The organism is Streptomyces sp. NBC_00572, assembly GCF_026341815.1.
Taxonomy (GTDB): domain Bacteria; phylum Actinomycetota; class Actinomycetes; order Streptomycetales; family Streptomycetaceae; genus Streptomyces.
In genome coordinates this window covers 5816559-5842480 of record NZ_JAPENX010000001.1, presented here as the reverse complement: position 1 = coordinate 5842480, position 25922 = coordinate 5816559, and the positions used below count along the sequence as shown (strand labels likewise).

Sequence of the window (25922 nt, the reverse complement as noted above, 5' to 3'; positions counted from 1 at the left end):
CAGGCGGTCCACCCCGGTCTACCGCCAGTCGTCCCAGGGCGGCGGCTCTTCCGTCCCGTCCATGTCATAGGGCGGCTCCTCGTCGTACGGCGCTTCGTCGTACGGAGCGCCGGACTTCGGTGCGGACGGCGCGGAGGCCGCGGCCGGGACCGCCGCGGACGCGGCGACAGCGGACGCGGCGGCGGCGTCCGCGGCGGCGGCCTCACTGGTGACACCGGCCGCGGCACCGGACTCCGCCAGCGCGCCGAGCACACCCTCGGCGTACTTGGTGAGCTTGGCCTCGCCGACGCCGCCGACGGTGCCGAGCTCCTCGACCGTCGCGGGGAGCCGCGTCGCGATCTCCCGCAGCGTGGCGTCGTGGAAGACGACGTACGCCGGGACGCCCTGCTCGCGGGCCGTCGCCGCGCGCCAGGCGCGCAGCGCCTCGAAGACCGGAACCGCGGCCGCGGGCAGGTCGACCGGCACACGGGCGCCCTTCCCCGAGCGCGCACCGGACTCCTTGCGGGAGGCGGTGGTCGGCGCCTTCTCCTTGCGCATCGTGACGGTGCGGCGCCCACCGAGCACCTCTCCGCTGTCCTCCGTGAGCACGAGCGTCCCGTAGTCGCCCTCCACCGCGAGGAGCCCCAGCGCGAGGAGCTGGCGGACGACCCCGCGCCACTCAGCGGTGCCCAGCTCCGATCCGACGCCGAAGACCGAGAGCCCGTCGTGGTCGAACTGGATGACCTTGGCCGTCTTCTTGCCCTGCAGGATGTCGATGATCTGGCCGGCGCCGAACTTCTGACGCCGCTCCTTCGCCAGCCGCCACACGGTGGACAGCAGCTTCTGCGCCGCGACGGTGCCGTCCCAGGACTCGGCCGGGGTCAGGCAGGTGTCGCAGTTGCCGCAGGGCTCGCCCTTCTGACCGAAGTACGCGAGGAGGCGCACCCGGCGGCAGTCGACCGTCTCGCAGAGCGCGAGCATGGCCTCCAGGTGCATGGCGAGGGCGCGCCGGTGCTGCTCGTCGCCCTCGGAGCCGTCGATCATCTTGCGCTGCTGGACCACGTCCTGGAGGCCGTACGCCAGCCAGGCGGTGGCCGGCTCGCCGTCACGCCCGGCGCGGCCGGTCTCCTGGTAGTAGCCCTCGACCGACTTGGGCAGGTCGAGGTGGGCCACGAAGCGCACGTCCGGCTTGTCGATGCCCATGCCGAAGGCGATCGTCGCCACCACGACGACCCCGTCCTCCCGGAGGAAGCGGGCCTGGTTCGCCGCACGCGTACGGGAGTCCATGCCGGCGTGGTACGGGACGGCGTCGATGCCGTTCTCCACGAGGAGGGCTGCGGTCTTCTCCACCGAGGCGCGGGAGAGGCAGTAGACGACTCCGGCGTCCCCTTCGTGCTCGGTCCTGATCAGTTCGAGCAGCTGCTTGTGCGGGCTGTTCTTCGGGACGATGCGGTACTGGATGTTGGGCCGGTCGAAGCCGGCGACGAAGTGCCGGGCCTCCTCCAGACCGAGTCGCGCGGCGATCTCCTTGTGGGTGGCCTCGGTGGCCGTCGCGGTCAGCGCGATCCGCGGCACCTTCGGCCAGCGCTCGTGGAGCATGGACAGCGCGAGGTAGTCGGGCCGGAAGTCGTGGCCCCACTGGGCGACACAGTGCGCCTCGTCGATCGCGAAGAGCGACACCTTGCCCCGGTCGAGGAGCCGCTGGGTGCCCTCGGTCCTGAGCCGCTCGGGAGCCAGATAGAGCAGGTCGAGCTCGTCCGCGAGGAAGGCCTGCTCGACGGCCTGCCGTTCGTACGGATCCTGGGTCGAATTGAGGAACCCGGCCCGCACCCCGAGGGCCCTGAGCGCGTCCACCTGGTCCTGCATGAGGGCGATGAGGGGCGAGATCACGACGCCGGTGCCGTCTCTGACGAGGGCCGGGATCTGGTAGCAGAGGGACTTTCCGCCGCCGGTCGGCATCAGCACGAGAGCGTCGCCGCCGTCGACGACCTGCTCGATGATCTCCTGCTGCTCGCCTCGGAAGGAGCTGTAACCGAAGACGCGGTGAAGCACCTGCGCTGCCTCGGAGATCACGGCGGAACCGTCGGAAAGGACCATTCACCCACCCTATCGGCCGCCAAGGACACCCCCGGCCGCACCGAGTGAAACCTGTGGACAACCTCCCGCCGGCCCGTCCCCGCGCCGCCGGACTAGGGGGTGTCCTGCCGATCAGGCCGGATCAGGGAGCGGCGTCTGGTGCCGGGCATCGCAAGGCGGAGGAGGGAGGCATGGCGGAGCCATGCCGACCGACGACAACGCGGCGAGGCGCGGTGCCAGGCGTCGCGAGCCCGGCCTGATCGGCAGGACACCCCCTAGGCTCGATGACGGGCCCGGAGGCAACGTGCGAGCCGAATGCCGCGTCCTTCCGCACAGGGACGCATCGGCCGACACGCGGCCAGGCCACAGGGAACAGGACAGATCATGAGCGACAAGGCCCGTACTCTCTTCGACGCGCTCGACCTCGACCACGACGGCGCCCTGACGCGCATCGAGGTGATCAACGCCCTGCGGGCCAAGGGCCCCACCCTCGCCGCGCAGGGAGTGATCCCCTTCTGGGGAGTGGGGAGCGACGACGACGCCTCGGCGCTGTTCGACCAGGCGGACCAGAACGGCGACCGCGTCCTGTCGTTCGAGGAGTTCGCCGCGCTGGTGGACCGCCGCTTCGGCTGGTGACACCGGGCGGTCGCACGGCCGCACAGCGAAGGCCCCGCAGAAAAGCCGCACAGAAGACCCGCACAGAAGACCCGCACGGAGGAACCGCACAGACGAAAGTCGCACAGACGAAACCGGCACCGCGCCCTGGCGCACGATGCCGGTTCGGCCGTCCCCGAAGGATCGGTCAGGAGATCTCGGGGAGCAGCCCGGTGGCCGGCGCCGCCAGGTCGGTGAGCTGGTGGAGCTGGTTCACGTCGTTCAGCCGGTTGAGTCCACCGAGCTGACCGGCGATGCCGGGGAACGCGTCCTTGGACTCCTCGGGAATCCCGGTCGTGGCGAGGGCGTCGAGCTCGCTGACCGGATTGATCGGCGGACCGAGCGGGCTGGTGGTGGCGACGGCCTGTGCCGCGGACGCGCCGAGGCACGAGAAGGCGGCGGCGACGGCGAGGACTGTGGACATGCGTCGTGTAGAAATCACACCCTCACAACGGCCCGCCGCGCCGACGGACACGGTCGCCGCCCGCCCACACCGCCCGAAAGCACCACCAACGGGATGGGGCCGCGGCCTCGGCGGTCAGAACAGGCCGTTGGCGTGGGGCAGTTCGGCCGGGACCGGGGCGATGACGTCCCAGTGCTCGACGATCCTGCCGTCGGCGACGCGGAAGAGGTCGTAGTACGCCACCGGGACACCGAACTCGCCCTCGGACTGGAGCAGGACGAACTCACCCTCGGCGATGACCTTGTGGACGGTCTTGTAGACGAGGTTCTTGCCCTGCGCGGCCCAGTTCGCGGCGGCGGCGCCGAATCCGTCGAGGCCGTCGGCGGCCTCCGGGTTGTGCTGGTGGTAGGTCTCGGTGGAGACGTAGTCGGTCAGGACCGAGTAGTCGCCGCCGATCAGGACCTTCCGCGCGAACTCGGCGACCAGGGCACGGTTGGCCTCCGTCGTCCCCGGCTCGGTGATGTCGGCGGGGCCGTCGGTCTGCGAGCGGCCCGAGGCGGTGTCCGCGACCAGAGGCGTCAGGGCGTCCCAGTGCTCGACGAGCCGGCCGTCGCCGTCGACGCGGAAGACGTCGAAGGCGACCAGCGGGTCGGGGCCGAAGCCGTGGTACGTCCCGTGCAGGGCCACCAGGTCGCCGTCGGCGATCACCCGGGCGCCCTCGTAACGGAAGCCGTCGGGGAGAGCGGCGACCAGCCCGCGCAGGGCCTCGGGGCCGTCGGCGACGAGGGCGCTGTGCTGGATGTAGCCGGGGGCCACCCAGCGGTCCACGGCGCTCGGGTCCTTCTTCCCGAACAGCTCGCCCGCGGCGGTCAGAACGGTGTTCTTGGCGGTACTCATGACCAGTCTCCTCATGACGTCGTGCCTTGCTCTTTTCCGCCGTCCCGAGGGAGCCGGACGAGCCGATACCCCCAAGTTAGGGGCGCTGAGCAGCCAGACCTGGATACGCTGAGGACCAGTGATGGTCAAAAACCGACATGCCGCCGACCAGGGGATCCCCGAGGTCTCCTTCACCGCACCCGCCGGAACCCCCGCCGGGGTCGAGGTGCTGCCCCTGGCCGACCTGCGCCGCCGGGTGCCCGCCGAGCGGCTCGCGCTCCCCCAGCGGCCGGACTTCCACCATCTGATCGCCCTCTCCGGCGGAGCGCTCTCGCACACGGTGGACTTCACGGCGTACGCGCTCGACGCCGGCTCGTGGCTGTGGGTGCGCCCCGGCCAGGTCCAGCAGTGGGGCGACCTCACCCATGCCGAGGGCACGCTGATCCTGTTCCGGCAGGAGTTCCTCGACCCGGCCACCGCCTCGGGCGCCCGTCTCGAAGACCCGCACGCCCCTGTCCTGCGCCGCCCGCTGCCCGGCGAGGCCGCGGCCCTGCGGCTGGCCGCCGACCACCTCGCCGCCGAGTTCGGCGCGCTCGGGCATCTGCCGCTGGAGGTCCACACCGCGGCCCTGCGCCATCTGCTGTCCGTCCTCGTCCTGCGTCTCGCCCACCTCACGGCGCCCGTCGGCGGCCCCGTGGCCGAGCCCGACGCCACGTATCCACGCTTCCGTGACGCCGTCGAGCAGGACTTCACCCGCACCCGCCGGGTCGAGGAGTACGCCCGCGCCCTCGGCTACGCGCCCCGCACGCTCTCCCGCGCCACCCTCGCCGCCACCGGCCTCGGCGCCAAGGAGTTCATCGACCGTCGCGTCGTCCTGGAGGCCAAGCGGCTCCTGGCCCACAGCGACCTGCCCGCCGCCCGCATCGCCGACCACCTCGGCTTCTCCAGCGCGACGCACTTCAGCAAGTTCTTCCACCAGCGCACCGGGCAGACCCCGATCGCCTTCCGCGACGTGGTGCGCGGGCAGCCGGTCCGGGTGGCGCGACCCGGTCCGGCGCGGCGGCGCGGATAGCATCCGAGGATGCGCAAGCTGCTCGTCGACGCGGCCCACACGCTGGTGCCGCCGAAGGGGGACCGGCACGGGCCGCTGCCGCCCCTCATGCTGACGCTGACGGTCCTGACCGGCCTGGTGGACGCGGTGAGCTATCTGGGCCTCGGGCAGGTCTTCGTGGCCAACATGACCGGCAACGTGGTGTTGCTGGGCTTCGCCCTGGCGGGAGCCGCGGGCCTGTCCGCGCCGGCCTCGGTCGTGTCCCTCGCGGCGTTCCTCGTCGGTGCGGTGGCGGGTGGCCGGTTCGGCACCCGGTTCGCCGCGCATCGCGGGCGGCTGCTCGCGTCGGCGATGGTCCTGCAGGCGGTGCTGGTCGCGGCGGCTTTCGCCATCGCCGTCGTGGCGCACGACCGCGTGGGCACGCCGGGCCGGTACGCCCTGATCGTGGCCCTCGCTCTCGCGATGGGAACGCAGACCGCGGTCGCCCGGCGCATCGGCGTACCGGACCTGACCACGACCGTGCTGACCCAGACGCTGACCGGACTGGCCGCGGGGTCCGGAGACGCCGGCGACGAGGGGCCCCGGCCCGCTCGGCGGATCCTCTCCGTGCTGGCGATGGTCCTCGGCGCCCTCGTCGGTGCCCTGCTCCTCGATGCCGGGCTCTCGCTCGTCCTGGGGGTGGCGCTGGGGCTGCTCGCGGTGGCCGCCGTGGTCACGGGACGTCTGGCGGCCACCGACGCCGAGTGGGTCAGATCCTGACGTCCGCCGCGAGCGGCCCGGGCGCGGCGTCTCGTACGGCCTGGCCCGGCTCCGGTGCGGGGTGCCCCGGCTCCCGGACGGCCTGGCCCGGCTCCCGTACGGGATGACGACTCAGGATCGAGACGCGGTTGAAGGCGTTGATGGTGATCGCCACCCAGAGCACCGCGGAGATCTCGTCGTCGTCCAGGACCGCGCGCGCCGCCTCGTAGGCCCGTTCCTGCGCACGGCCGTCCGCCGGGTCCGTCGTGGCCTCCGCGAGGGCGAGGGCCGCGCGTTCGCGTGCGGTGAAGAGCTCGGTGTCCCGCCAGGCGGGGAGCACGCCGAGGCGCCGGGTCGTCTCGCCGGCCCGGAGCGCGGCCCTGGTGTGGACGTCGAGGCAGGAGGCGCAGCCGTTGATCTGGGAGACGCGAAGGTTGACCAGCTCCACCAGGATCCGGTCGAGGCCCGCATCGGACGCGGTCGCGCGGACGGCGTCGGCCGTACGGACCAGGGCCTGGTAGGCCGTCGGGCTCTGCTTGTCGAGGTAGACCCGTCGGCCGTCGGGGGCGTGTGCCATGTCGTTCACCAGGCGCTCCTTCGAGGAATTCGAGGATTCGAGGAATCCGTGCGCGTCACGGGTTCTGGGGCTATGATCATGCATAGTTGTTGAAATCGAAACTACATCGTAGGTCGAGTACGGACGGAGAGGGGTCGGGCATGGACGACACGGAGGTCGAGATCCTCGCCGCGCGAGACGTCCCGCTGGGTGGCCCACGCGCCATGACCGTACGGCGCACACTGCCCCAGCGGTCACGGACGCTCATCGGGGCCTGGTGCTTCGCCGACCACTACGGCCCCGACGCCGTCGCCGAGTCCGGCGGAATGGACGTCGCTCCCCACCCGCACACCGGTCTGCAGACCGTGAGCTGGCTCTTCAGCGGGGAGATCGAGCACCGCGACAGCCTGGGCAGCCACGCGTTCGTACGGCCCGGGGAGCTGAACCTCATGACCGGCGGTCACGGCATCAGCCACACCGAGGTCTCCACACCCGGCACCACCGTCCTGCACGGGGTGCAGCTGTGGGTGGCTCTGCCCGACGAACACCGCCACACCGACCGCGACTTCCAGCACCACGCGCCCGGGCCGATACGGCTCGAAGGGGCGGAACTCCGGGTGTTCCTCGGCTCACTGGCCGGCGAGACCTCCCCCGTACGCACCTTCAGCCCGCTCCTCGGCGCCGAACTCCTCCTCGACCCCGGCACCACGGTCACCCTCCCCGTCGACCCGGCGTTCGAGCACGGCCTGCTCGTCGACGAAGGAGACGTCCGCCTGGCCGGAACCCTCCTGCGCCCGGCCGAACTCGGCTACGTCGACACCGGACACACCACGCTCACCCTGACGAACGGGTCCGACCACCGCGCGCGGGCGGTCCTCATCGGCGGCACGCCCTTCGGTGAGGAGATCGTCATGTGGTGGAACTTCATCGGCCGCGACAACCAGGACATCGTCGAGGCCAGGGAGGAATGGGAGCGCGCCTCCGAGCGCTTCGGGCACGTCGAGGGCTACCCCGGCGACCGCCTCCCGGCCCCGGCCCTGCCGAACGCCGCCCTCCGACCCCGCGGAAACCCGCCCCGCGGCTGAACCCTCGCACCCCGACCCCCACACCCCCGACCCCTCGCACCCCTCACTCCCGAAAGGAACGTCATGAGCGAGCAGGAAGCCACCATCCCCGTCGCCCCCGTCGTCCGGCACGTCGACCCGCGGCACCGCTACGAGATCCTCGTCGGCGACCGGCGCGCCGGCCTCACGGCGTACCGCGACCGCGACGACCGGCGCGTCTTCTTCCACACCGAGATCGACGACGCCTACGCGGGCCAGGGGCTCGCCTCGATCCTCGTCGAGCAGGCGCTGACCGATGTGCGCGCCTCCGGGATGCGGATCGTGCCGGTCTGCCCGTACGTGGCGAAGTTCCTGAAGAAGCACGAGGAGTTCGCCGACATCACCGACCCGGTGACGCCGGAGGTCCTCCAGTGGCTGGACGCCCGACTGGCCCGCTGACGCGGGCACGGCGGAACGCCTGACCGGCCCTCGCTCAGGGGGCCGACGGGGCGAGGACCACGAAGTCGGCCTTCGACGGGTCCAGACAGACGGCGAGCCGCCCGACGCCCTCCGCATCGTCAGGGCCCATCTGCACGTTGCCGCCGCTCGCGGTGACCCTGGCGACCGCGGTGTCGCAGTCGGTGACCGCGAAGACGGGGTGCCAGTACGGCCGCCCGTGCGCGAGGGCGAGGTCCGCCTCGCTCACCTGCATGAGGCCGCCGTGCATCCGCTCCTGGGGCAGTCCGGCGGGGGTGATGATGGTGTACGCGCCACCCGCCCCGCCAGGCATCGGCATGTCGCTGAACTGCCAGCCGAAGACGCTGCCGTAGAACTGCTTCGCGGCCGAGGCGTCGCTCGTGTACAGCTCGGTCCAGGACAGTGAGCCCGGCGTGTCCACCTGCTCGACGCCCTTGTTCGAGCCCGGTTGCCAGACGGCGAACTGCCCGCCCATCGGGTCGCTGTACTGCGCCATCCGGCCCCATTCGTCGAGATCCATCGGCGCCACCCGGACCGTGCCGCCCGCGTCCTCCACCGCCCGGGTCGTCGCGTCCGCGTCGGCGACGCTGTAGTAGATCATCCAGGCCGAGCGCGCGCCCTGCTCCGTGAGCTTGCCGAGTCCGGCGACGATCTTCCCGTCGTTCCGGAACATCCCGCCTTCCATGTCCTCCCCCTCCCCCATGGACTCGTAGTCCCATCCGAGCACGCCGCCGTAGAAGGCCGCGGCGGCCGGGACGTCGGGGGCGCCGAGGTCGAGCCAGCAGGGCGAGCCGGGTACGAAGTCGGTGGTGATCATGGCGAAGGCCTTTCACGTTTCCGGGGTACGCACGCCAGGTACGCCCTCAGCCTCGCACCGGACACGACCCCTCGCGCGTCGACCCTCGCGGCCCGCCGCATCGACCGCCCGCCGCCCACAGCCCGCCGCCCGCCACGTCGACCGCTCCTGGCGCGCCCGCATGGGAGCCCTGCGCGAGGTGCTGGACGACATCGGCGAAACCGCCGCGACCGACGACGGCGACAACGGCAACCCCACCACCACACCGACGACCGCAGGAACCGAGGACGAATCCCCATGACCGCCGAACTCCGGACCATCCACTGCGACCGGTTCATCGCCCACCCGCCCCGGGCCGTGTGGCGTGCGCTCACCGACCCCGAGCTGCACGCGCGCTGGTGGGCCGCCGGGGACGTACGTGCGGAGGTGGGACACCGCTTCACCCTGGACATGGGGCAGTGGGGCCACCAGGAATGCGAGGTGCTCGCCGTGGAGCCGGAACGACTGCTGCGCTACAGCTTCGCCCCGGGGAGCCTCGACACCACCATCACCTGGCGACTTGAGGCCGAAGGAACGGGTACGCGGCTCTTCCTCGACCACGCCGGGTTCGACCTCGACTCGCCGCTCGGCAAGGCCGCGTTCGAGGGCATGGGACACGGCTGGCCGGGCCCGCTCGGGCGGATCGAGCCCGCACTGGACACAGCCGGCGAGTAGCCGCGTACAAGAGACGGGCCGAGGGCCCTCGGTCACGCGCTGGTCGCCCTCCTGGTTCGCCCGCGACCTGCAGCCCGAGACGCCTGCCAACACGCCTACCGGCACCCTCCCGACGCGCCTTCCCCTCCGCCGAGTGGTCGCGCCGGAGGGGAAGGGGGAGGCTTGAACTGAGCGCGTCCGGGTGTCGAGGGCGTAGCGAACGGTGCGCCCGCCCGGTCGGGAGAGGCGACGTCATGCGCATGCTCCTGAAGGTTCAGATGGACACCCCGGCCTCGAACGAGGCCATCAGACAGGGCACCCTGCAGAAGGTCATGGAGGAGACACTGCAGGAGATCCACGCCGAGGCCGCCTACTTCACCGTCGAGAACGGCTCTCGTACGGCGTATCTGTTCTTCGACCTGGGCGACCCCTCGCAGTTGCCGAAGATCTCGGAGCCCTTCTTCCGCCTGCTCCACGCCAAGATCCATTACTCGCCGGTCATGAACCCCGAAGACCTGCGCAAGGGCCTGTCCGCGATCACCCCCGCCGGCTGACCACCCCCGGCGCCCCGCCTTGCTCGACGCGTTCAGGTGACATCACCTGCCCCTGGTCGGTGACTCGTGCGCTTCGCGAGCGTTCCCAGACCCAGGCGGCGATGCCGACCCTGTTCCGGGCCCCGCCCGTACCGCCTCCACGAGCAGGGCAGGGCCCGAGCGCTTCAGCAGGAAGCCCGCAGGGCCGTGTTCACCCTGATGCTCATCGGCCCTCCAAAGGCATCGTCGCGGCGACCCGCCAGCCGCCTTCCACCCGCGCGGCGGTGACAGGGACCGATCGACCGTGCCTCAGCGGGTCGGCCGCATGCTCACCGAATCCGGAAGGTGATCCGCAGCCCTTCCTGTCCGGAGGTGTGCAGCACCGCCACGCCTGGCCGCACGGCGCGGACGTCCCAGGCGCGGAACCCCGGATCGGACTCGAAGTCGACCGGCACGAGGGCGATCGCCGTGCCGTCGACAGTGGGGGTTGCCGCGCGCCAACGGCCGGAGAGGCGCAGCTGGGTGGTGTCGCCGAGGGGGAGGGTGAAGGTGCGGCCGGTGTCGTCCTGGGTGAGGGCGGCCGGGGCGGCGGACGGCGACGCGGGTACCGCTGTCGTCGTGGTGGGGGAGGGGGTCGGCGGTGTCGCGGTCGAGCCCGGGCCGGGGGTGGACGTGCGGGTGGGCGGGGTCGGCCGCTCCCGCGGGGTGCCGTCGGTGCACGCGGCAACCGCCACCCCGAGGAGCAGGGTGGCGGCGGCGCGCGGCAGCAGCGACATCCGTGTCATACGAGCGGGATGTTGATGCAGGTGAGAATGGCTGCCTGGGCTGACAGCTGCTGCTTGGTGGCTTGGGGGTCGAGGCGTACCTTCTCGGCGTTCTGGACGGCCTCCAGGAAGGGGGTGTCCGCCTTCAGATCGCTGTCGGTGTCGACGAGTTCGTACGGGTCGAAGGCTCCGTTGGCGAAGTTCAGCCAGGCCGCCAGCAGTTGGCGGTCGAGGGACCGCTTCGGGTCCATGAGCAGGTTGAGGAAGAGGACGTTCGCGGCCTTGCCCTGGGTGGACACGTCGACCTTCTCGGAGAACACCGCGCTGGAGTGCTGGACGATCTTCAGGTAGCAGTCCAGCGTCTCCTTGCCGAGCCCGGTGAGGTCGCCGGTCAGGTACTTGACGTACCAGACGTCGGCGAGGAGTGACAGCGGGGCATGGCCCTGGACGATGAGGGGCGTCCCGTCGGTCCCGGTGCCGCCGTCGTCGTCGCGTGCCGTGAGGGACAGGTTGTACAGGCAGGGCTTGGTGTACGTGTGGGCCGGGGCGTCCGTCAGGTCGCGCGGCTGGACGCTGGGGCTGCGGGCGGGGTCGGTGCCGGGCGGATTGACGAGCGAGGTGGTCGTGGTGGGCGGTGTCCCGTCGCCCCAGGCCCAGCTCATGGTCTCGTCGTCGCTGCCGGGGTCGGTGATCCGGGCGGTGTACCGCTTCTCCTCGCCCGCGCGGACGACGAGGGTCCGGCCGCCCGCGAGCGGCACGGCACCGGTCTTGTCGAGGGCGATGGTCGGGTCGACGTTGGCGACGGTGACGTCGGCCTCTCGGCAGGTGCTGGTGTCGTCGTCGCTGCCGCAGATCTTCACGGTGAAGGTGCCGTTGTCGCCGAAGGCGATCTCGCGGCTGAAGGTGAGGGTGGCGTCGGGCCGGTTGTTCTCCAACTGCCCGGGCAACGCGACGGGCTTGCCGTCGCCGGGGTCGATGGTCGCGGTGAGCGGGTCGAGCCAGCCCGGGTCTGTGACCGTGCCGGAGACGGTGAGCCTGCCGCCCTCCTCGCGCGGGCCCTGGACGGTCAGGTTCACCGTGGGCGCCACGTTGGTGACGGTCACGGTCGCCGTGTCGGTGTCGGCTCCGGCGGCGTTGCCGACGCGCAGGCCGACGGTGTACGTGCCGTCCTGGCCGACCCGGTCGAAGAGCGGGCTGACGCCGGTCGCGTCGTCGTAGGCGCCGTCGCCGTCGAAGTCCCAGCTGTAACTGCCGCCGCCACCGGGGACGGTGGAGCCGCCGGCGTCGAGCCGTACATCAGAGCCTTCCTTGGTGGTGTACGGGCCGCCCGCGTCGGCGGTGGGCCGGCAGCTCGCCGGGTGGTCGGTCGCCGGGTTGGCCTGCCCCTGGCTCGGCGAGGTGGCGCTCGCGCCCATGCCCCGGCGGGCGAACACGCCCCACAGCAGGCACTGGTTGGCGCCGCCGTGGTTGGCGCGGTCGGCGGCGAGGATGCCGTCGCGGGCGTCGAGGAAGTCGGGCGAGGACGGCGTCTGCTTCATGCCGTCGACCATCAGCTGCTCGTGCCGCTGCTTTCCCGTGGTGTACCCGTACGCGCCGACGAGCGCGGTGCGCATGTCCCACATGGTGGTGGCCCAGATCTCGCCGTCGGAGTGCACGCTGCAGGTGCCGTCGTCGCAGAGGTCGGCGTAGGTGAGGTGGCTGTTGTCGTACGCGACGCGGCGTATGCCGGTGGGCCGGCCGTTGTTGTACTCGCCGTACACCGGGTCGTTCCAGAGGGAGGTGGCCACCGCGTCGCTCCAGCCCTCGCCGAGCGCGCCGGTCTGCACTCCGTCGCCCATGTCGCCGCCGCCGACGAGCCGGTGGGACAGGCCGTGGCTGTACTCATGGGCGACGGTGTCGCCGTTCATGGCCCGGTGCACGTTGTGGTTGTCGCAGGAGGCGCGTCCGACGAAGAGCCGCATGGTCGGGTTCTGGCCGTCGGCGGGGGTACCGAAGTTGGCGTTGCAGGCGGAGTCCCCGTTGGCGTCGAAGTCGACGTAGACCTGGACCCGGTCGCCGCCGGCGCCGCCGTTGCCGAGGTTGTCCTCCTGGAAGTTGCCCGAGGCCTCGTCGAAGCCGAGTCCGTAGAGGTGGTCGTGCATGCGGTTGGCGTAGTAGAAGGCCTGGGTGACGACCGCGTCCCGGTCGGTGGTGAGGTCGGTTCCGCCGCTCGTACGGAAGGCGTCCGTGAAGGTGTAGGCGAAGTGCTGGTACGCCGGGTCTCCGGCCGCCGGGGTCTGCGGCTGGTGACCGAGGGTCTCCACGCCGTCGAGGTCCTGGGAGACCTCGCCGTTGTTGCCGGTGGTGACCCGGCCGGTGACCCAGGAGCGGCCGAGGCCGCTGAAGGGCACGGTCGCCGCGCTGCCGAGGGTGGGGTTCTGGCCGGTGAAGACCCGGCCCTCGGGGCCCTCGTTGCTGGTGAGGTCGGTGCGCTGGAGGACGGTGCCGTTCCCCGCGTCGACGACGATGTCGTACAGGTGCTTGTTGTCGGCGGTGAGCGTGGTCCGCCAGGCAGGACGGGCGGTGCCGTCGGCGAGCGGGAAGGTGACCCGGGTGGCGGTGGCGGTGGTCGCGCCGGATGGGGAGTGGGATGGGGCGCCGGACGGGGAGTCGGTGCCGACGGAGGCCGCGGCCCTGTCCAGTGCGGCGGCCTTGCCGAGGACGGCCGTCCCGGTGGCGCGGGCCTCCGCGACGAGGCTGCCGGTGACGGTGAGGATGCGGCCGGAGGCGTCGACGGCGACCGAGAGACGGGCGCCGTGGACGGGGACGCCCCGGTCGCTCTGGCCGATGAAGACGTGCCGTACTCCGTTGTGCTCGGTGCGGTACGACGTGACGACGGTGAGGGCGTCCAACTCGGCGGCGGACAGGCCGTAGAGGGCCGCGTGCTCGCGTATGTGGTCCAGCGCGAGGCTCTGCGGATCGGTGGCGCTCGTGGCGGTGAGCGCGTTGCGGCCCTGCGGGGTGAGCAGCCTCGGCGTACCGAACCGGCCCCAGCGGATCGCCGCGCCGTCGAGCTCCTGGGCCGCGCGCAGTTGCCCGGCCGTGGGCGTGACGCGCTTGTCGCCGCGTACGTCGATGTTCGGGTACGGCAGATCCGGCTGCTCCTGGGCCGGCCTCTTCTGCTCACCGGGGCGTTCGGCGGCGCCGATCACGGCGGCCGACGGTGTGGTCGTGACGGCCGGTAAGGCGAGCAGGACCGCTCCGATGAGCAGTGTTCGTGCGCGCGTCGACAGGCGTGTGGGTGGCATCGGACTCCCCCGTCCGTTGACTTCCTGACTGCGGACCGGGGACAAGCTATGTGCGCATGACAAGGGCGCGGAAGGACGCATACCGCCCCGCCCGGGTGGCCGACGACAGGCCCGTCACAACTGGCGGAGATCATTCCCCGTGATCAGCGACGTTCATCGGACTGTCCGCCGGGGGAATCCAGCGCCCACGACCAGGAAAACGCATCACATGGAGAGGTGGTGAAGGATCCGACGGCCGGGGCGGACCGTCGACCATGTCGACCCGGTGACACACCGGGACTCCGGCCGCCCGACGACGGACGGGGCATCGCTCAGCGCCGACCCTCCTCCGGTTTCCAGCCCCACACCGTGAGCATGCCGGCCGACAGTGCGGCGCATTCGTCGGAGCCCAGGTATCGGATCGCCCCGTCGACGGCAGCGTCGTCGACGCGACCGGTGGCGATCATCGGCGCCCTGCTCCGCTCCCACGTGTCCGCCCAGAAACGGCTGATGGGACTGCCGGGCAGCAGGGGCGGCACATGGATCTCGGCCCCGACGGAGACGAGGCCCGCACCGCGCAGCAACTGCGGGTAGGCCGGAACCCAGGAGACATCGGTGCCGATGGTGTCCCGCAGCGCCTGCCACATCGCCCGCATCACCTCCGTGTACGGCGTGCCGGGCGCCCGGTCACTCGTCAGGTCGACCGCGTCGCTGAGGACCAACACACCTCCGGGCTCGACGAGTTCGGCAAGCCGGGCGATCAGACGCTCGCGCTCGGGAAGGTGCATCAGCACGAAGCGCGCGTGGACGAGCCGGAACCGGCCGGGGTCGAAGTCCGGGGCCGTGATGTCGGCCTCCAGCATGTCGAGTCCGGAAACGGGCCGCTCGCTCAGAAAACGTACGTCCCGGTCCACGGCGAGCACGCCCGTCACCCCGGCCTCTTCGAGCAGCCGACAGGAGACCGTGCCGGTGCCGGCACCCACGTCGAGGCACCGCCACCCCGGGCCGGCCCCGAGCGCGCGCAGCCGCGCCATGGTGGTGTCGTCGTAGGCGAGGGCGCCGAAGTCGATGCGCTCACCCTCACCCGCCTGCCCGGGAGGGAACACGGTCTCGCCGTAGCGACCCTGACGCGGTGCGTCCTCACGCAGTGCGTCCCCGCCCGGCGCGTCCCCACGCGGCGCGGTGGTCACGTCCGCCCCGAAGTGGCGCCGGGGTTCTCACCCTTGGCGCGCTCCGGCTCCCGGCCGTCGGCAAGGTACTGGAACAGCGGGTCCTCGAACAGTTTCATGGCCGGATCTCTTCGCACGAGAGGAAGGTGGATGTCGGGCGGCCGGTCGTGAGGCCGACCCCGGGTTCGATCCTCCACCGGCCGCCACCCTCGCGGCCGAGGCGCGCCGCGCCTGAGCCGATCGGGCGCTCCGAACTCGCCCCGAAGCCCGCTCGGTGCGCTCGAACCGGTCCACACCATTGACAGGTCCATCTCACTCTCACCATTCTTGAGAGCGCTCTCAAAACGTTCTCGTCCACACGGATCTCCCGCTCCCCCACTCCCCCACCTCCCAGGAGCCCCCACGTGTCCGCACGCCGCAGGCGCACGCGCGCCCCACTCCTCTCACTGGTCGCCGCCGCGCTGATCAGCACCGTCGTCACCCTCGCCGGCCCCTCCGACTCCGTCGAGGCGGCCGTCCCCGCGACCATTCCGCTCACCTTTAAGAACAACTCCGGCCGTGGCGACCAGGTCTACGTCTACAACCTCGGCACCGAGCTCTCGACGGGCCGGCAGGGGTGGGCGGACGCGAACGGCACCTTCCATCCCTGGCCGGCCGGAGGGTCCACGCCCGTTCCCGCGCCCGACGCCGCCATCGCCGGCCCGGCCAACGGCGGGTCGATGACGATCCGGCTGCCGAAGTTCTCGGGGCGGATCTACTTCAGCTACGGACAGAAGCTGGTGTTCAAGCTGGCGACGGGCGGGCTCGTACAGCCCGCGGTGCAGAACCCGAGCGACCCGAACAGGAACATCCTCTTCAACTGGTCCGAATACACGCTCAACGACTCGGGCCTCTGGATCAACAGCACCCAGGTCGACATGGTCTCGGCGCCGTACGCGGTCGGCGTGAAGCGCCCGGACGGCACCGTCGTGAACACGGGACGCCTCAAGCCCGGCGGCTACCGGGGCTTCTACGACGCGCTGCGCGGGCAGCCGGGCGGCTGGGCCAACCTGATCCAGACCCGCGCGGACGGCACGGTGTTGCGCGCGCTGGCGCCGGGCCACGGAATCGAGGCCGGCGCGCTGCCGTCGGGGGTGATGAACGACTACATCAACCGCGTCTGGAGCAAGTACGCCACCTCGACCCTGACCGTGACGCCGTTCGCGAACCAGCCCTCGGTGAAGTACTTCGGCCGGGTCTCCGGCAACGTCATGAACTTCACGAACAGCTCCGGGGCCGTCGTCACCTCCTTCCAGAAGCCCGACTCCGACAGCATCTTCGGCTGCTACAAGCTCCTCGACGCGCCGAACGACCAGGTGCGCGGTCCCATCTCCCGTACCCTCTGCGCCGGTTACAACCGATCCACGCTGCTCACCAACCCGAACCAGCCGGACACCTCGTCAGCCGGCTTCTACCAGGACTCGGTGACCAACCACTACTCCCGCAAGATCCACGCCCAGATGGCCGACGGAAAGGCGTACGGCTTCGCCTTCGACGACGTCGGCGCGCACGAGTCCCTGGTGCACGACGGCAACCCGCAGCAGGCGTACGTGACGCTCGACCCGTTCGACTAGACCTGTCGGCACCACCGACCGAGGGGCCGTTTCAGATCCTTCTGAAACGGCCCCTCGCCGTGTGCCGGAGGGCAGCTCCCTCCTGATGCGGATACGGCCAATGGGAGGGACGCCCTCCGGCCGTGGGGCGCCCGCCCCCGAAACCCGTGCGGGGCCTGTGATCCGGAGGGGTCGATGCGCGCCGACGTGCGCCGGTGTCGCGGAAGCATCGATCCGCCGTCACGGTGCCGTCACACCACCGTCGTGGCCCCATCAAACTCGCGGCCCTCCCGATGGCTTGAAACCACGCGCCTCAATCCCCTACGCCCGCGCCGTCGTTGATCACCTCACATACTGCGCTGACCGGCGTCGGGCGTCGTTGCGCCCCGGCCGGAAAGACCACTCGACCTCATCCCAAGCTCCTGGGGGAGACTTGCGCGCACAAGTGCACAGAGCACGCGCCTTCACCATCGCGGCGGCCACCTCGGTGGCGCTCGTGGCAGGCATGACCGGCCCCGCGACCGCGATCGTCACGAACGCGGCGAACCCGGCGGCCACGCCGGACATCACACACGTCGACGGCAACCGGCGGATCCCGCTCATCACGGGCGACCGCGTGGTCGTGGACGCCAAGGGCCGGATGGTGGGCTTCGAGTCCGCCGCGGGCCGTGAGCACATACCCGTACAGGTGCAGCGCATCAAGGGCCACACCCTGGTGGTCCCGAGCGACGCGCAGCGCCTGATCGCCGCCGGCAAGCTGGACCAGCGACTCTTCGACCTCGACGTGCTCACCGACGCGCAGCTGCGCAAGAGCCATCGGGACGGGCTCAAGCTGATCGTGCAGTACGAAGGGGGTGCCGGTGCCGCACGGGCCGAGGTCCGTACGGCCGGCGACACCCAGCTGCGGCGCACGTTCCCGACCATCAACGCCGACGCCATCCGTACGTCCCAGGACGACGTCGCCAGGGTGTGGGAGGCGCTGACCGACCGCCGGGCCAGCGGCGCGCGCGCCACCGCCTCCGGCATCGGCAAGGTGTGGCTGGACGGGGTCCGCGCGGCGAGCCTGGACCGCAGCGTCCGGCAGATCGGCGCCGACAAGGCGTGGGAGTCCGGGTACGACGGCACGGGCGTCAAGATCGCCGTGCTCGACACCGGCGTCGACAGGACCCACGAGGACCTCGCGCCCCAGGTCGTCGGCGAGAAGAACTTCTCCACCTCCCCCGACGCCGTGGACCGCGTCGGACACGGCACCCACGTCGCGTCCATCGCCGTGGGCACCGGCGCCAAGTCCGGTGGCCGGTTCAAGGGCGTCGCCCCCGGCGCCAAGGTGATCAGCGGGAAGGTCCTCGACGACCAGGGCTTCGGTGACGACTCCGCCGTCATCGCGGGCATGGAGTGGGCCGCCGCCGAAGGCGCGGACGTCGTCAACCTCAGCCTCGGCGGCCCCGACAGCCCCGGCACCGACCCGCTCGAAGCCACGGTCGACAGGCTCACCGCCGAGAAGGGCATCCTGTTCGCCATCGCGGCGGGCAACGACGGCGAGTACGGCGCCGAGACGGTGGGCTCACCGGGCAGCGCGGACTCCGCGCTGACCGTCGGCGCCGTCGACAAGGACGACAGGATCGCCTCCTTCTCCAGCGTCGGCCCGCGCGTCGGCGACGGCGCCGTCAAGCCGGACCTGACCGCGCCCGGCGTCGCCATCACCGCGGCCGCCGCCGCCGGCAGCGCCATCGACACGGACCCGGGCACGCCGCACCCCGCGCCGGGGTACCTGCAGATCGACGGCACCTCCATGGCCACCCCGCACGTCGCGGGCGCCGCCGCGATCCTGAAGCAGCGTCATCCGGACTGGAAGTCCGCCGAGCTCAAGGGCGCGCTGACCGGGTCCGCCAAGGGCGGCGACTACACCGCCTTCCAGCAGGGCTCGGGTCGCGTCCAGGTCGACAAGGCGCTGACCCAAAGCGTCGTCGCCGAGCCGGTCTCGCTGAACTTCGGCGTGGCGCAGTGGCCGCACGCCGACGACCGGCCCGAGACCCGGACGCTCGCCTACCGCAACCTCGGGACCAGTGACGTCACCCTCGACCTGTCGGTGTCCACCCTGGACCAGAAGGGCAAGCCGGCTGCGGCCGGGTTCTTCACGCTCGGCGCCTCGAAGGTGACCGTGCCCGCCGGTGGCAGGGCCGAGGTCGACCTCGTCGCGGACACCAGGGTCGGCGACACCGACGGCACCTTCTCGGGCTACGTCACCGCCACCGGCGCGGGCCAGTCCGTCCGCACGGCCGCGGTGGCCGTCCGTGAGGTGGAGTCCTACGACGTCACGGTCAGGACCGTCGGCCGTGACGGCGCCGACGCCCAGAACTTCTCCAGCACGCTTTCCGGTGTCGGTGGCCCCGCCGCCGGCTTCCAGGCCCGCGTCGACAACGAGCCGGGCAGCCACACGATCCGTGTCCCCAAGGGCTCGTACACCTTCAACACGGCCGTCTACCAGGATCCCGACGACTACACCAAGGGCACCGACTGGATCGCCCAGCCGAAGCTGGAGATCTCCGGCGCCACCACGCTCACCGCCGACGCGCGGACCACGAAGCCGGTGGACCTGACCGTGCCCGGCATCGACCGGGCGGAGTCCGCCGGCACGTACTACGAGGTCGACACCGAGATCGGCCGTGTCGGCAACGGCTGGGTCCTCAGGGGCTTCACCGGCTTCCGCACCGCCCACCTGGGTCCGGCCGTCACCGACGGCTCGCTCCTGCAGACGTGGGACGCGCACTTCCTCAAGGACGCCACCACCCAGTACGCGGTGGCCTTCGGTGGCGGGACCAACCGGATCGCGACCGGCTACACCAAGCACGTGAAGGCGAACGAGCTGGCCACGCTCAAGGTCGATATCGGTGCCTCCGCCCCCGGCAAGTCCGCCCTCGTCTCCCCGTACCCCCATCTGCCGGGCGCGCCGGAGGGCAACGGGTTCTCCGCGACGCAGGCGGCGCCGGGCACGCGGACGTTCCTCGTCTCCACCGGCGACGATGTCGAGTGGCTCACCAGGTTCAACCAGGTGGGCGAGCCCGATCAGTGGGGCTACCCGGCCTTCGAGGGTGCCTACGAGATGGTCCGGCCGAAGCGCTACGAGGCCGGCAGGACGTACCGGGAAACGTTCAACACGGGCGTCTTCGGCCCGCTCCTGGGCGAGCGGATGGGCGTGTTCCGGACCGCTCCCGACCCGACGTCGGGTAAGCAGCAGCTCGTCGGCTCGGTGCCGCTGTTCGCCGACGGCGGGGGCCACGTGGGTCTCACGGCGGACACCTCGGCCACGTCCACGCTGTACCGCGACGGCGTCAAGGTGGGCGAGAGCGACGACCCGCTGAGCGGCTCGCGTCCCTTCGCGGTCGACGCCTCCGACGCCGAGTACCGGCTGGTGACCTCCGCGGAACGCCCGGCGAAGACCGCCGCGGCCTCCACCCGCGTCGAGACGAGTTTCACGTTCCGTTCGAAGCCGGTCACGGCCACCACGGCGCTGCCGGTGTCCACGGTCCGCTTCGGAGCCCCCGTCGACCTCACCTCGCGCGCCCCGGCTCTGGCGCCGGTCGTGGTCCCGGTGACCGTGCAGGGCTCGGCGGCCGGGAAGAACCTCAAGTCGCTGAAGGTGTCGGTGAGTTACGACAACGGGAAGACCTGGAAGCTCGTGCAGGTCCTGAACGGCCGGATCTCCGTGAAGAACCCGGCGAAGGACAACGGCATCTCGCTCTCCGCCGTGGTCACGGACAAGCAGGGCAACACGTCGACGCTGGCCATCCACAACGCGTGGCTCGGCAAGTGACGCTGTCCGGCTGACTGTTCCCACCGGACGTGGCGTCACCACCTGAGGTGGTGACGCCGTACGGCCGAGTGGCGCCGTCGGGCCTCGGACACGTCCGGGTCCCGCACGGGCACGCCCGGGTCTCGAAGCCGAGACCCGGGCGTTTTGCTCAGCGGTTGGGCTCCTGCATGGTGACGCAGTGCGCGCCGCCGCCGCCGTTTCCGTAGAGGCTGTCGAGGTTGAGCTGGACGACGGGCCTGCCGTAGGCGGCGGCGATCGCCGTCTTGGCCGCCGCGTCCTTCGCGGTGTCGCCGAACTGGGTGGTGATCACCGCCTGGTTGGTCACCGTCCAGTTCATGTAGGAACTGAGGAAGTCCCCTCGCTGGCCCGACGGGATACGGGGCAGGGAGTCGGGCCCTTCGATGGTGAGGACCTGCAGTCGGCGCCCCCTGGCGTCGGTGGCGTTCACCAGGACGTCGCGGATGGCCGCCGCGTTGGCGGTCCAGACGTCCGGCCGCACGGCGCCGGCCAACTGCACCATGACCACACCGGGTTTGATGTAGCGGGCGGTGCCGTCGATGTGACCGTCGGTGACGTCCTCCCCGGTGACGCCGGGCAGCCAGATCATCTTCGATGCGCCGAACCGGGAGAGCAGCTCCGCCTCCACCTGGCTCCGCGACTTGCCGGGGTTGCGGTTGCTGTTCAGCCAGCAGCTCCCGGTCGCCATGAGCGTGCCGTCGCCGTCGTACTCGATGCCGCCGCCTTCACCGACCACGGAGGCCTTCGCGAACGGGACACCCGTGTAGGCGGCGACCCGCTGCGCGACCAGGCGGTCCTTGGCGTAGGCGGAGGCGGGGAGGCCGTAGAAGGTCGTGGCGTTCTCGCCCCAGGCGTTGAAGTTCAGCCCGAAGGAGTCCATGCCGCCGGCTCCGTCGACGCGGAACAGCGGACCGGTGTCGCGCATCCAGCAGTCCGAGACGGGGATCGAGCTGATCACCGTGACCGTGGACCCGCAGGCGGTTCTGGCCTGCGAGGCGGCCGACGATCCGTCCGCGCACATGATGACCGGCTCGTACCTGGCCACCTCCTTGGCGAGCTTGGCGATGTCGGCCTGGATCTTGGACAGCAGGTTGCCCCAGATCGTGTAGCTGGACGGCCAGGACATCCAGGTCCGCTTGTGCGGCGCGTCCTCTCCGGGTACTCGCCAGGAGGCGGCCAGGGCCGGCTGGACGCCGCCGAGTACGGGCCCCACCGCCAGTGCGGCGGCGGCCGCACCGGTCCGGGCCAGGAGGGTTCTGCGGGAGATGCCCGGCTTGTCGCCGTCGTCGTGCTGTGTCTTCACGTGATGCTCCTTCTTCCGGGAGTTCTGTACGTGCAGCGCGATGTGCTCAGTGAAGTGGCGCCAGCAGCCCCTCCTCTCGGACCATCCGACGCTCGGTGGCCAGATCGAGGCTTCGGGCAAAGATCCAGTACAGGCCGCCGGCCACCGGCAGGCCGACGAAGACCGAGCAGTCGACGCCGCCGAGGATCTCTGCGACAGGTCCGACGTAGAGACCGGTGATGACCATGAACGGGGCCATGCAGGCCAGACCGATCCCATAGGCGAGGTTTCCGCGCCAGCCCCAACGGCCGTAGATTCCTCGCGGGTTGAAGATCTCCTTCACGACGTACTGGCCGCGCCGGACGAAGAAGAAGTCCACCAGGTTGACGGCCGTCCAGGGGATGAACAGGTACGTCAGGACGACCACCACGTTGGCGAAGAACCAGTTGAAGCGGTCGATTCCGACGAGGGTCGAGATCGACCCGACGGCCACCAGCATGATCCCGATGGTCACGACCCGGATGGCCCGGGTCGGCTTGACCGGCCGGAACGAGTCCACGATCGAGATCATGGTGAGGCTGCCGCCGTACTGGTTGATCGCCATGATCGAGAGCAGCCCGATCAGCAGCACGACGACGGCGACCGTGCCGAATCCGCTGAACAACCGGTCCCCCGCGAGCTTCAGCGCGGTCACCGGGTCGGTTCCCTCGGGCGCTCCGGCCGAGACGACGGCGCCGAGGATGAACACCCAGATCCCGGAGACCGCGCTGGGCAGATAGGTCCACCAGAAGGTGCTGCGGACGGAGACATCGGGTCTGAGGTAGCGCGAGTAGTCCGAGACGTACGGCGCCCAGCCCAGCTGGAATCCGGCGACGAAGACGAACACGAGCATGAACGGCGCGAGTTCGAAGGGGCCGGCGTCCCAGACGCCGGCGGGCAGCCCTCCGCCGAGCAGGGCGGCGGCGGTGATGGCCGCGGTGACCACGACGAAGGGCCAGGTGAGCCATCTGTTCAAGCGGTGGATCCAGTCGTAGCCGAACAGGGCGATCACGGTCGCCACCCCGGCGGCCAGCAGATATCCGATCCCGTTGGGGATCCCGGTGAGCAGGTTCACGGCCTGTCCGGAGAGCAGGGCGTCGGAGGTGTTGAAGCCCACGTAGTTGACCAGGGCGAACACCCATACGGTCAGCGCGGCACCCACGTACCCGAACTGTGGTCGGGACTGCACCAGTTGAGGCAGGCCCAGCTGAGGACCCTGGGCCGAGTGGAACGCCATGAAGAACGTGCCGAAGAGCGAGCCGAGGACGGTGGCGATCACCGTCCAGACGAGCGAGGCCCCCATGGAGAGCGTCACGACGCCGGTCGCGAGACCGGTGAGATTGAGACTGCCGACGAACCAGATGGCACCGACACTCGAAGGCTTGCCGTGCCGTTCCGCGAGGGGCACCCAGTCGATCGAGTGCTGCTCGATGCCCGCAGGAGGTGCGGAATCCCCGGTCTTCGAGGCGACTGGCCCCATCTGGCCTCCTAGGTAGGGGGCGGCCCTCGGGGCCACCCGACCGCCCCGCCAGCCAGAGCTGGTAGGGCTGCGCCACCCTAGGGATTGACTTAATTTTCAGTCAACACATCTCACACAGGATTCGTCGAACAATTTTTCGCAATGCGCCACTTCGGCGATCAGGCTCCCCGAACCACGACGATCCGGAAGGGGCGCGGACATGATGTCCGCCCTGCCCACGCCCAACGGCGAGCTCCATCCCGGCCATCTCGGTGGCCCGTTCCCGGCGGCCGACGCCCTGGCCCGCCATCTGCGCGCCGAGGGCCACCGGGTCACCGTCTTCTCGGCCACGGACGGCTGGGAGTCGTACGTCCTTCCCGCCGCACGGCGGGAAGACCGGACGCCGGAGGAGACCGCCCACGACTACCACCTACGCATCCGGGCCGCACTGGCCGCGACCGACTGCGCCCGACGTCTTCCTCGACGTCCATGACGAGCCGGCCGCACACCACCATCGGGCCTGGCACCACTGGCTCACCGAACGGCTGGACGAGCGCCGACGCGTCGAGGTGCGCGGCGAGCGGCTGCTCGCCGACGCGGCCGGTCCTGTGGGCGACACCGCGGTCGCGCGGAGCGCCGGGTAGCTGCCGGCGGCTAAGAACCCGTTGTTGTTCCGAACGTGGTAGCTGGATTTCTGCTGGTGGGAGTGGGTTCCGTTGTGGTGAGGCAGGGATAGGGCGTCTTGTTTCTCCGTGACGGTGGGGTGGCCGATGACGTCTGTGCTGGGTCTGCTGGAAGCGAAGGAGACGGCTGCGCGTGAGGTGATCGAGAGGCTGCGGGAGGAGGCCGACCGGATCGTGGCCGAGCTTGGGGAGGCGGAAGAACGTCTGGAGCGGCTGGTCATCGCGCGGGAGACGGTGGCCGAGGTCCTTGGCGGGCCGGCCGGTGCCCGGCGGCAGGCCGCGGTGAATGGTGCGGATGCCGTTGTGGCCGGGGTCATGGTGGTGCCGTGCCGTCGAGAGGGAGTCTCTGCCCGTGTCCTGCCCGAGGATTATCAGCGGGTCATGGCCGTGCTGGATGCCGAGGCATCCATGGGTGGGGTGAGGGCCAGGGCTCTGACCGTCGCGTTGGGGCGGGAGGAGGTGCCCGCGAAGATCGAGTGTGTGCGGTCGATGGCGAAGCGGCTGGTGGCCCGTGGTTGGGCGGCTGAGGAGACACCCGGGGTGTTCACCCCGGCCGCCGTGTCGAAGGAACCTTCGGCTGCCGCGTGAGTGCGGGGCGCCCGCGGGCGAGACGGCGTCCCATGATCATGGTCATGGACCACATGACCATCGTTTCGTGGGTGGCGGGCAGGCGTTCGTAGTCGCGGACCAGACGGCGGCGGTGCATCAGCCAGGCCAGTGTGCGTTCGACGACCCAGCGTCGGGGCAGGATCACGAACCCCTTCTGGTCGTCACTGCGTCTGACGATGGTCAGCGCGAGGTGGAGGGCGTCCTTGGCCCAGCCAACGAGCCGGCCGACGTAGCCGCTGTCGGCCCACACCACAGCGATCTTGCGGTGCAGTTCACGCAGTCTTTCCAGCACGGGCGTGGCCGCGTCGCGGTCCTGGACGGACGCCGCGGTGACCCTCACAGCCAGGAGAAGGCCGCCGCAGTCCACCGCGATGTGGCGCTTGCGGCCGCCTACTTTCTTGCCCGCGTCCCAGCCGCGTGAGCCGGCGCCGACGGTGTCGGCCGCCCGCAGGGACTGTGAGTCGATGATCGCAGCCGTCGGCTCCGCTTGCCGGCCCTCCAGTTCGCGAACCCGTGACCTGAGCCGGTCGTGGAATTCGTTGATCAGGCCCTGGCGGCGCCAGCGGCGGAAGAACGCGTAGACGCGGTCCCACGCGGGGAAGTCGGCCGGGATCGCCCGCCACTTGATGCCGTTGTCGAGGAGGTAGCGGACCGCGTCGAGTATCTGCCGGTGGCAGTAGCCCTCCGGCTGCCCGCCCCGGCCCTCCAGCCACGCCGGAACCGGCAGCAGCGGACGGACGGCCGCCCACTCCGCGTCCGACATGTCCGACGGATACCGGGGAACCCGCTGGCCATGATCGGCGGCATTCCCGTACGCGTGCGCGATGCAGTCACACGACGGAGCGGCAGGGTTGGACGCAACGGGCGCGGACGCGTAGAACTGCGGCAACAGGGTCGCTTGGAGCTGCTCGGATGGGGTCGCACCCCCGAGCTACCAAGAGGCCCTGCCTTCATGCCCGGACCACCCGAACATCACCCAACCCAGAACCCCGTTCGAGCCAAAACACCCACACGCTCGATGGAACAACGGGTTATGAGACGGCGAAACGCCGCGGCTTGCCGGGGCGTTTCGTGCGTGCGCTCAGTTCAGCGCAAGCCGTCTGTGTCGTCGTGCTCTTCGCCGACTGGGAGTGGCCGACGGTCCTCCACCGGGTCATCGCTGTAGATGACCGCGGAGACCGCGCTGTCGTAGGCATCGTCGAGGCCGTTACCGCTTGCGCCGAGCATGTTCTCCCAGTCAATTCCCATACCTACAAGCCTACCCGTAGTGTTCGAGGAGCCGAGCGATGTGGGCGTTGAGCTCGTCCGCCTGGGCAAAGATCGCAGCTTCCTCTCCTGGGAGGATGGGCCGC

General features: G+C 70.8%; 23 protein-coding genes. 11 read left to right on the top strand and 12 right to left on the bottom strand.

What is annotated here, in order from left to right; genetic code table 11:
• Positions 1-18: 18 nt before the first annotated feature.
• Positions 19-2076, bottom strand: a complete 2058-nt coding sequence (recQ, locus tag OG514_RS26730; protein WP_266899066.1) for a DNA helicase RecQ — start codon at positions 2074-2076, stop codon at positions 19-21.
• Between the two features lie 363 nt (positions 2077-2439).
• Between recQ and OG514_RS26725 the strand changes: the two genes are divergently transcribed.
• Positions 2440-2691 (top strand): EF-hand domain-containing protein, encoded by a 252-nt coding sequence (locus OG514_RS26725; protein ID WP_266899064.1) that lies wholly within the window; start codon positions 2440-2442, stop codon positions 2689-2691.
• 166 nt (positions 2692-2857) lie between these two features.
• Here OG514_RS26725 and OG514_RS26720 read toward each other — a convergent pair whose 3' ends face one another.
• Both OG514_RS26720 and OG514_RS26715 read right to left on the bottom strand, forming a co-directional pair.
• Positions 2858-3133 carry a hypothetical protein gene (locus OG514_RS26720; protein WP_266899062.1) on the bottom strand — a complete coding sequence of 92 codons (276 nt, stop codon included), beginning with the start codon at positions 3131-3133 and terminating at the stop codon, positions 2858-2860.
• 114 nt (positions 3134-3247) lie between these two features.
• Positions 3248-4009: a nuclear transport factor 2 family protein gene (locus tag OG514_RS26715; RefSeq protein WP_266899060.1), complete on the bottom strand. Its 762-nt coding sequence runs from the start codon at positions 4007-4009 to the stop codon at positions 3248-3250.
• A gap of 121 nt (positions 4010-4130) precedes the next feature.
• Here OG514_RS26715 and OG514_RS26710 point away from each other — a divergent pair, with 121 nt between their 5' ends.
• Positions 4131-5060 carry a helix-turn-helix transcriptional regulator gene (locus OG514_RS26710; protein ID WP_266899058.1) on the top strand — a complete coding sequence of 310 codons (930 nt, stop codon included), beginning with the start codon at positions 4131-4133 and terminating at the stop codon, positions 5058-5060.
• 9 nt (positions 5061-5069) lie between these two features.
• Positions 5070-5798: a YoaK family protein gene (locus tag OG514_RS26705; RefSeq protein WP_266899056.1), complete on the top strand. Its 729-nt coding sequence runs from the start codon at positions 5070-5072 to the stop codon at positions 5796-5798.
• Here OG514_RS26705 and OG514_RS26700 read toward each other — a convergent pair.
• Complete coding sequence (locus OG514_RS26700; RefSeq protein WP_266900974.1) at positions 5788-6354, bottom strand: carboxymuconolactone decarboxylase family protein; 567 nt, start codon at positions 6352-6354, stop codon at positions 5788-5790. The genes OG514_RS26705 and OG514_RS26700 overlap by 11 nt on opposite strands.
• Positions 6355-6494: 140 nt before the next feature.
• Here OG514_RS26700 and OG514_RS26695 point away from each other — a divergent pair, with 140 nt between their 5' ends.
• Positions 6495-7418: a pirin family protein gene (locus OG514_RS26695; protein WP_266899054.1), complete on the top strand. Its 924-nt coding sequence runs from the start codon at positions 6495-6497 to the stop codon at positions 7416-7418.
• A 63-nt stretch (positions 7419-7481) separates the two neighbouring features.
• A complete protein-coding gene (locus OG514_RS26690) occupies positions 7482-7835 on the top strand; it encodes a GNAT family N-acetyltransferase (RefSeq protein ID WP_266899052.1) in 354 nt (117 codons plus the stop codon).
• A gap of 34 nt (positions 7836-7869) precedes the next feature.
• On the opposite strand, the gene OG514_RS26685 is transcribed toward OG514_RS26690, so the two are convergent.
• A complete protein-coding gene (locus tag OG514_RS26685) occupies positions 7870-8670 on the bottom strand; it encodes a VOC family protein (RefSeq protein WP_266899050.1) in 801 nt (266 codons plus the stop codon).
• 276 nt (positions 8671-8946) lie between these two features.
• Here OG514_RS26685 and OG514_RS26680 point away from each other — a divergent pair, with 276 nt between their 5' ends.
• Positions 8947-9363 (top strand): SRPBCC domain-containing protein, encoded by a 417-nt coding sequence (locus OG514_RS26680; RefSeq protein WP_266899048.1) that lies wholly within the window; start codon positions 8947-8949, stop codon positions 9361-9363.
• A gap of 233 nt (positions 9364-9596) precedes the next feature.
• On the top strand, positions 9597-9896 hold the full coding sequence (locus OG514_RS26675) for a hypothetical protein (protein WP_266899046.1): 300 nt from the start codon (positions 9597-9599) through the stop codon (positions 9894-9896).
• A gap of 308 nt (positions 9897-10204) precedes the next feature.
• Here the strand turns inward: OG514_RS26675 and OG514_RS26670 are convergent, their stop codons facing one another.
• The 3 genes from OG514_RS26670 to OG514_RS26660 all read right to left on the bottom strand — a co-directional run bounded on the left by OG514_RS26670 (position 10205) and on the right by OG514_RS26660 (position 15053).
• On the bottom strand, positions 10205-10660 hold the full coding sequence (locus OG514_RS26670; protein WP_266899044.1) for a hypothetical protein: 456 nt from the start codon (positions 10658-10660) through the stop codon (positions 10205-10207).
• On the bottom strand, positions 10657-13926 hold the full coding sequence (locus tag OG514_RS26665; RefSeq protein WP_266899042.1) for a M36 family metallopeptidase: 3270 nt from the start codon (positions 13924-13926) through the stop codon (positions 10657-10659). The genes OG514_RS26670 and OG514_RS26665 overlap by 4 nt, the downstream gene beginning before the upstream one ends.
• Positions 13927-14237: 311 nt before the next feature.
• Positions 14238-15053, bottom strand: coding sequence for a class I SAM-dependent methyltransferase (locus OG514_RS26660; RefSeq protein WP_266900973.1), 816 nt, complete (start codon positions 15051-15053; stop codon positions 14238-14240).
• 425 nt (positions 15054-15478) lie between these two features.
• On the opposite strand from OG514_RS26660, the gene OG514_RS26655 reads away from it, so the two are divergent.
• Both OG514_RS26655 and OG514_RS26650 read left to right on the top strand, forming a co-directional pair.
• Positions 15479-16687 carry a glycoside hydrolase family 64 protein gene (locus tag OG514_RS26655; RefSeq protein WP_266899040.1) on the top strand — a complete coding sequence of 403 codons (1209 nt, stop codon included), beginning with the start codon at positions 15479-15481 and terminating at the stop codon, positions 16685-16687.
• Between the two features lie 484 nt (positions 16688-17171).
• Positions 17172-20480, top strand: coding sequence for a S8 family serine peptidase (locus OG514_RS26650; protein WP_266900972.1), 3309 nt, complete (start codon positions 17172-17174; stop codon positions 20478-20480).
• A 148-nt stretch (positions 20481-20628) separates the two neighbouring features.
• On the opposite strand, the gene OG514_RS26645 is transcribed toward OG514_RS26650, so the two are convergent.
• Positions 20629-21801 carry an agmatine/peptidylarginine deiminase gene (locus OG514_RS26645; protein ID WP_266899038.1) on the bottom strand — a complete coding sequence of 391 codons (1173 nt, stop codon included), beginning with the start codon at positions 21799-21801 and terminating at the stop codon, positions 20629-20631.
• Between the two features lie 46 nt (positions 21802-21847).
• A complete protein-coding gene (locus tag OG514_RS26640; RefSeq protein WP_266899036.1) occupies positions 21848-23299 on the bottom strand; it encodes a cytosine permease in 1452 nt (483 codons plus the stop codon).
• A gap of 199 nt (positions 23300-23498) precedes the next feature.
• Here OG514_RS26640 and OG514_RS26635 point away from each other — a divergent pair, with 199 nt between their 5' ends.
• Entirely contained in the window at positions 23499-23771 is a 273-nt protein-coding gene (locus OG514_RS26635) for a class I tRNA ligase family protein (protein WP_266899034.1), read from the top strand.
• A 277-nt stretch (positions 23772-24048) separates the two neighbouring features.
• Positions 24049-24549: a hypothetical protein gene (locus tag OG514_RS26630; RefSeq protein WP_266899032.1), complete on the top strand. Its 501-nt coding sequence runs from the start codon at positions 24049-24051 to the stop codon at positions 24547-24549.
• On the opposite strand, the gene OG514_RS26625 is transcribed toward OG514_RS26630, so the two are convergent.
• A complete protein-coding gene (locus tag OG514_RS26625) occupies positions 24506-25333 on the bottom strand; it encodes an IS5 family transposase (RefSeq protein WP_266899030.1) in 828 nt (275 codons plus the stop codon). The two genes, OG514_RS26630 and OG514_RS26625, sit on opposite strands and share 44 nt — an antisense overlap.
• Positions 25334-25656: 323 nt before the next feature.
• On the bottom strand, positions 25657-25818 hold the full coding sequence (locus tag OG514_RS26620) for a hypothetical protein (protein WP_173864715.1): 162 nt from the start codon (positions 25816-25818) through the stop codon (positions 25657-25659).
• Positions 25819-25922: the final 104 nt, after the last annotated feature.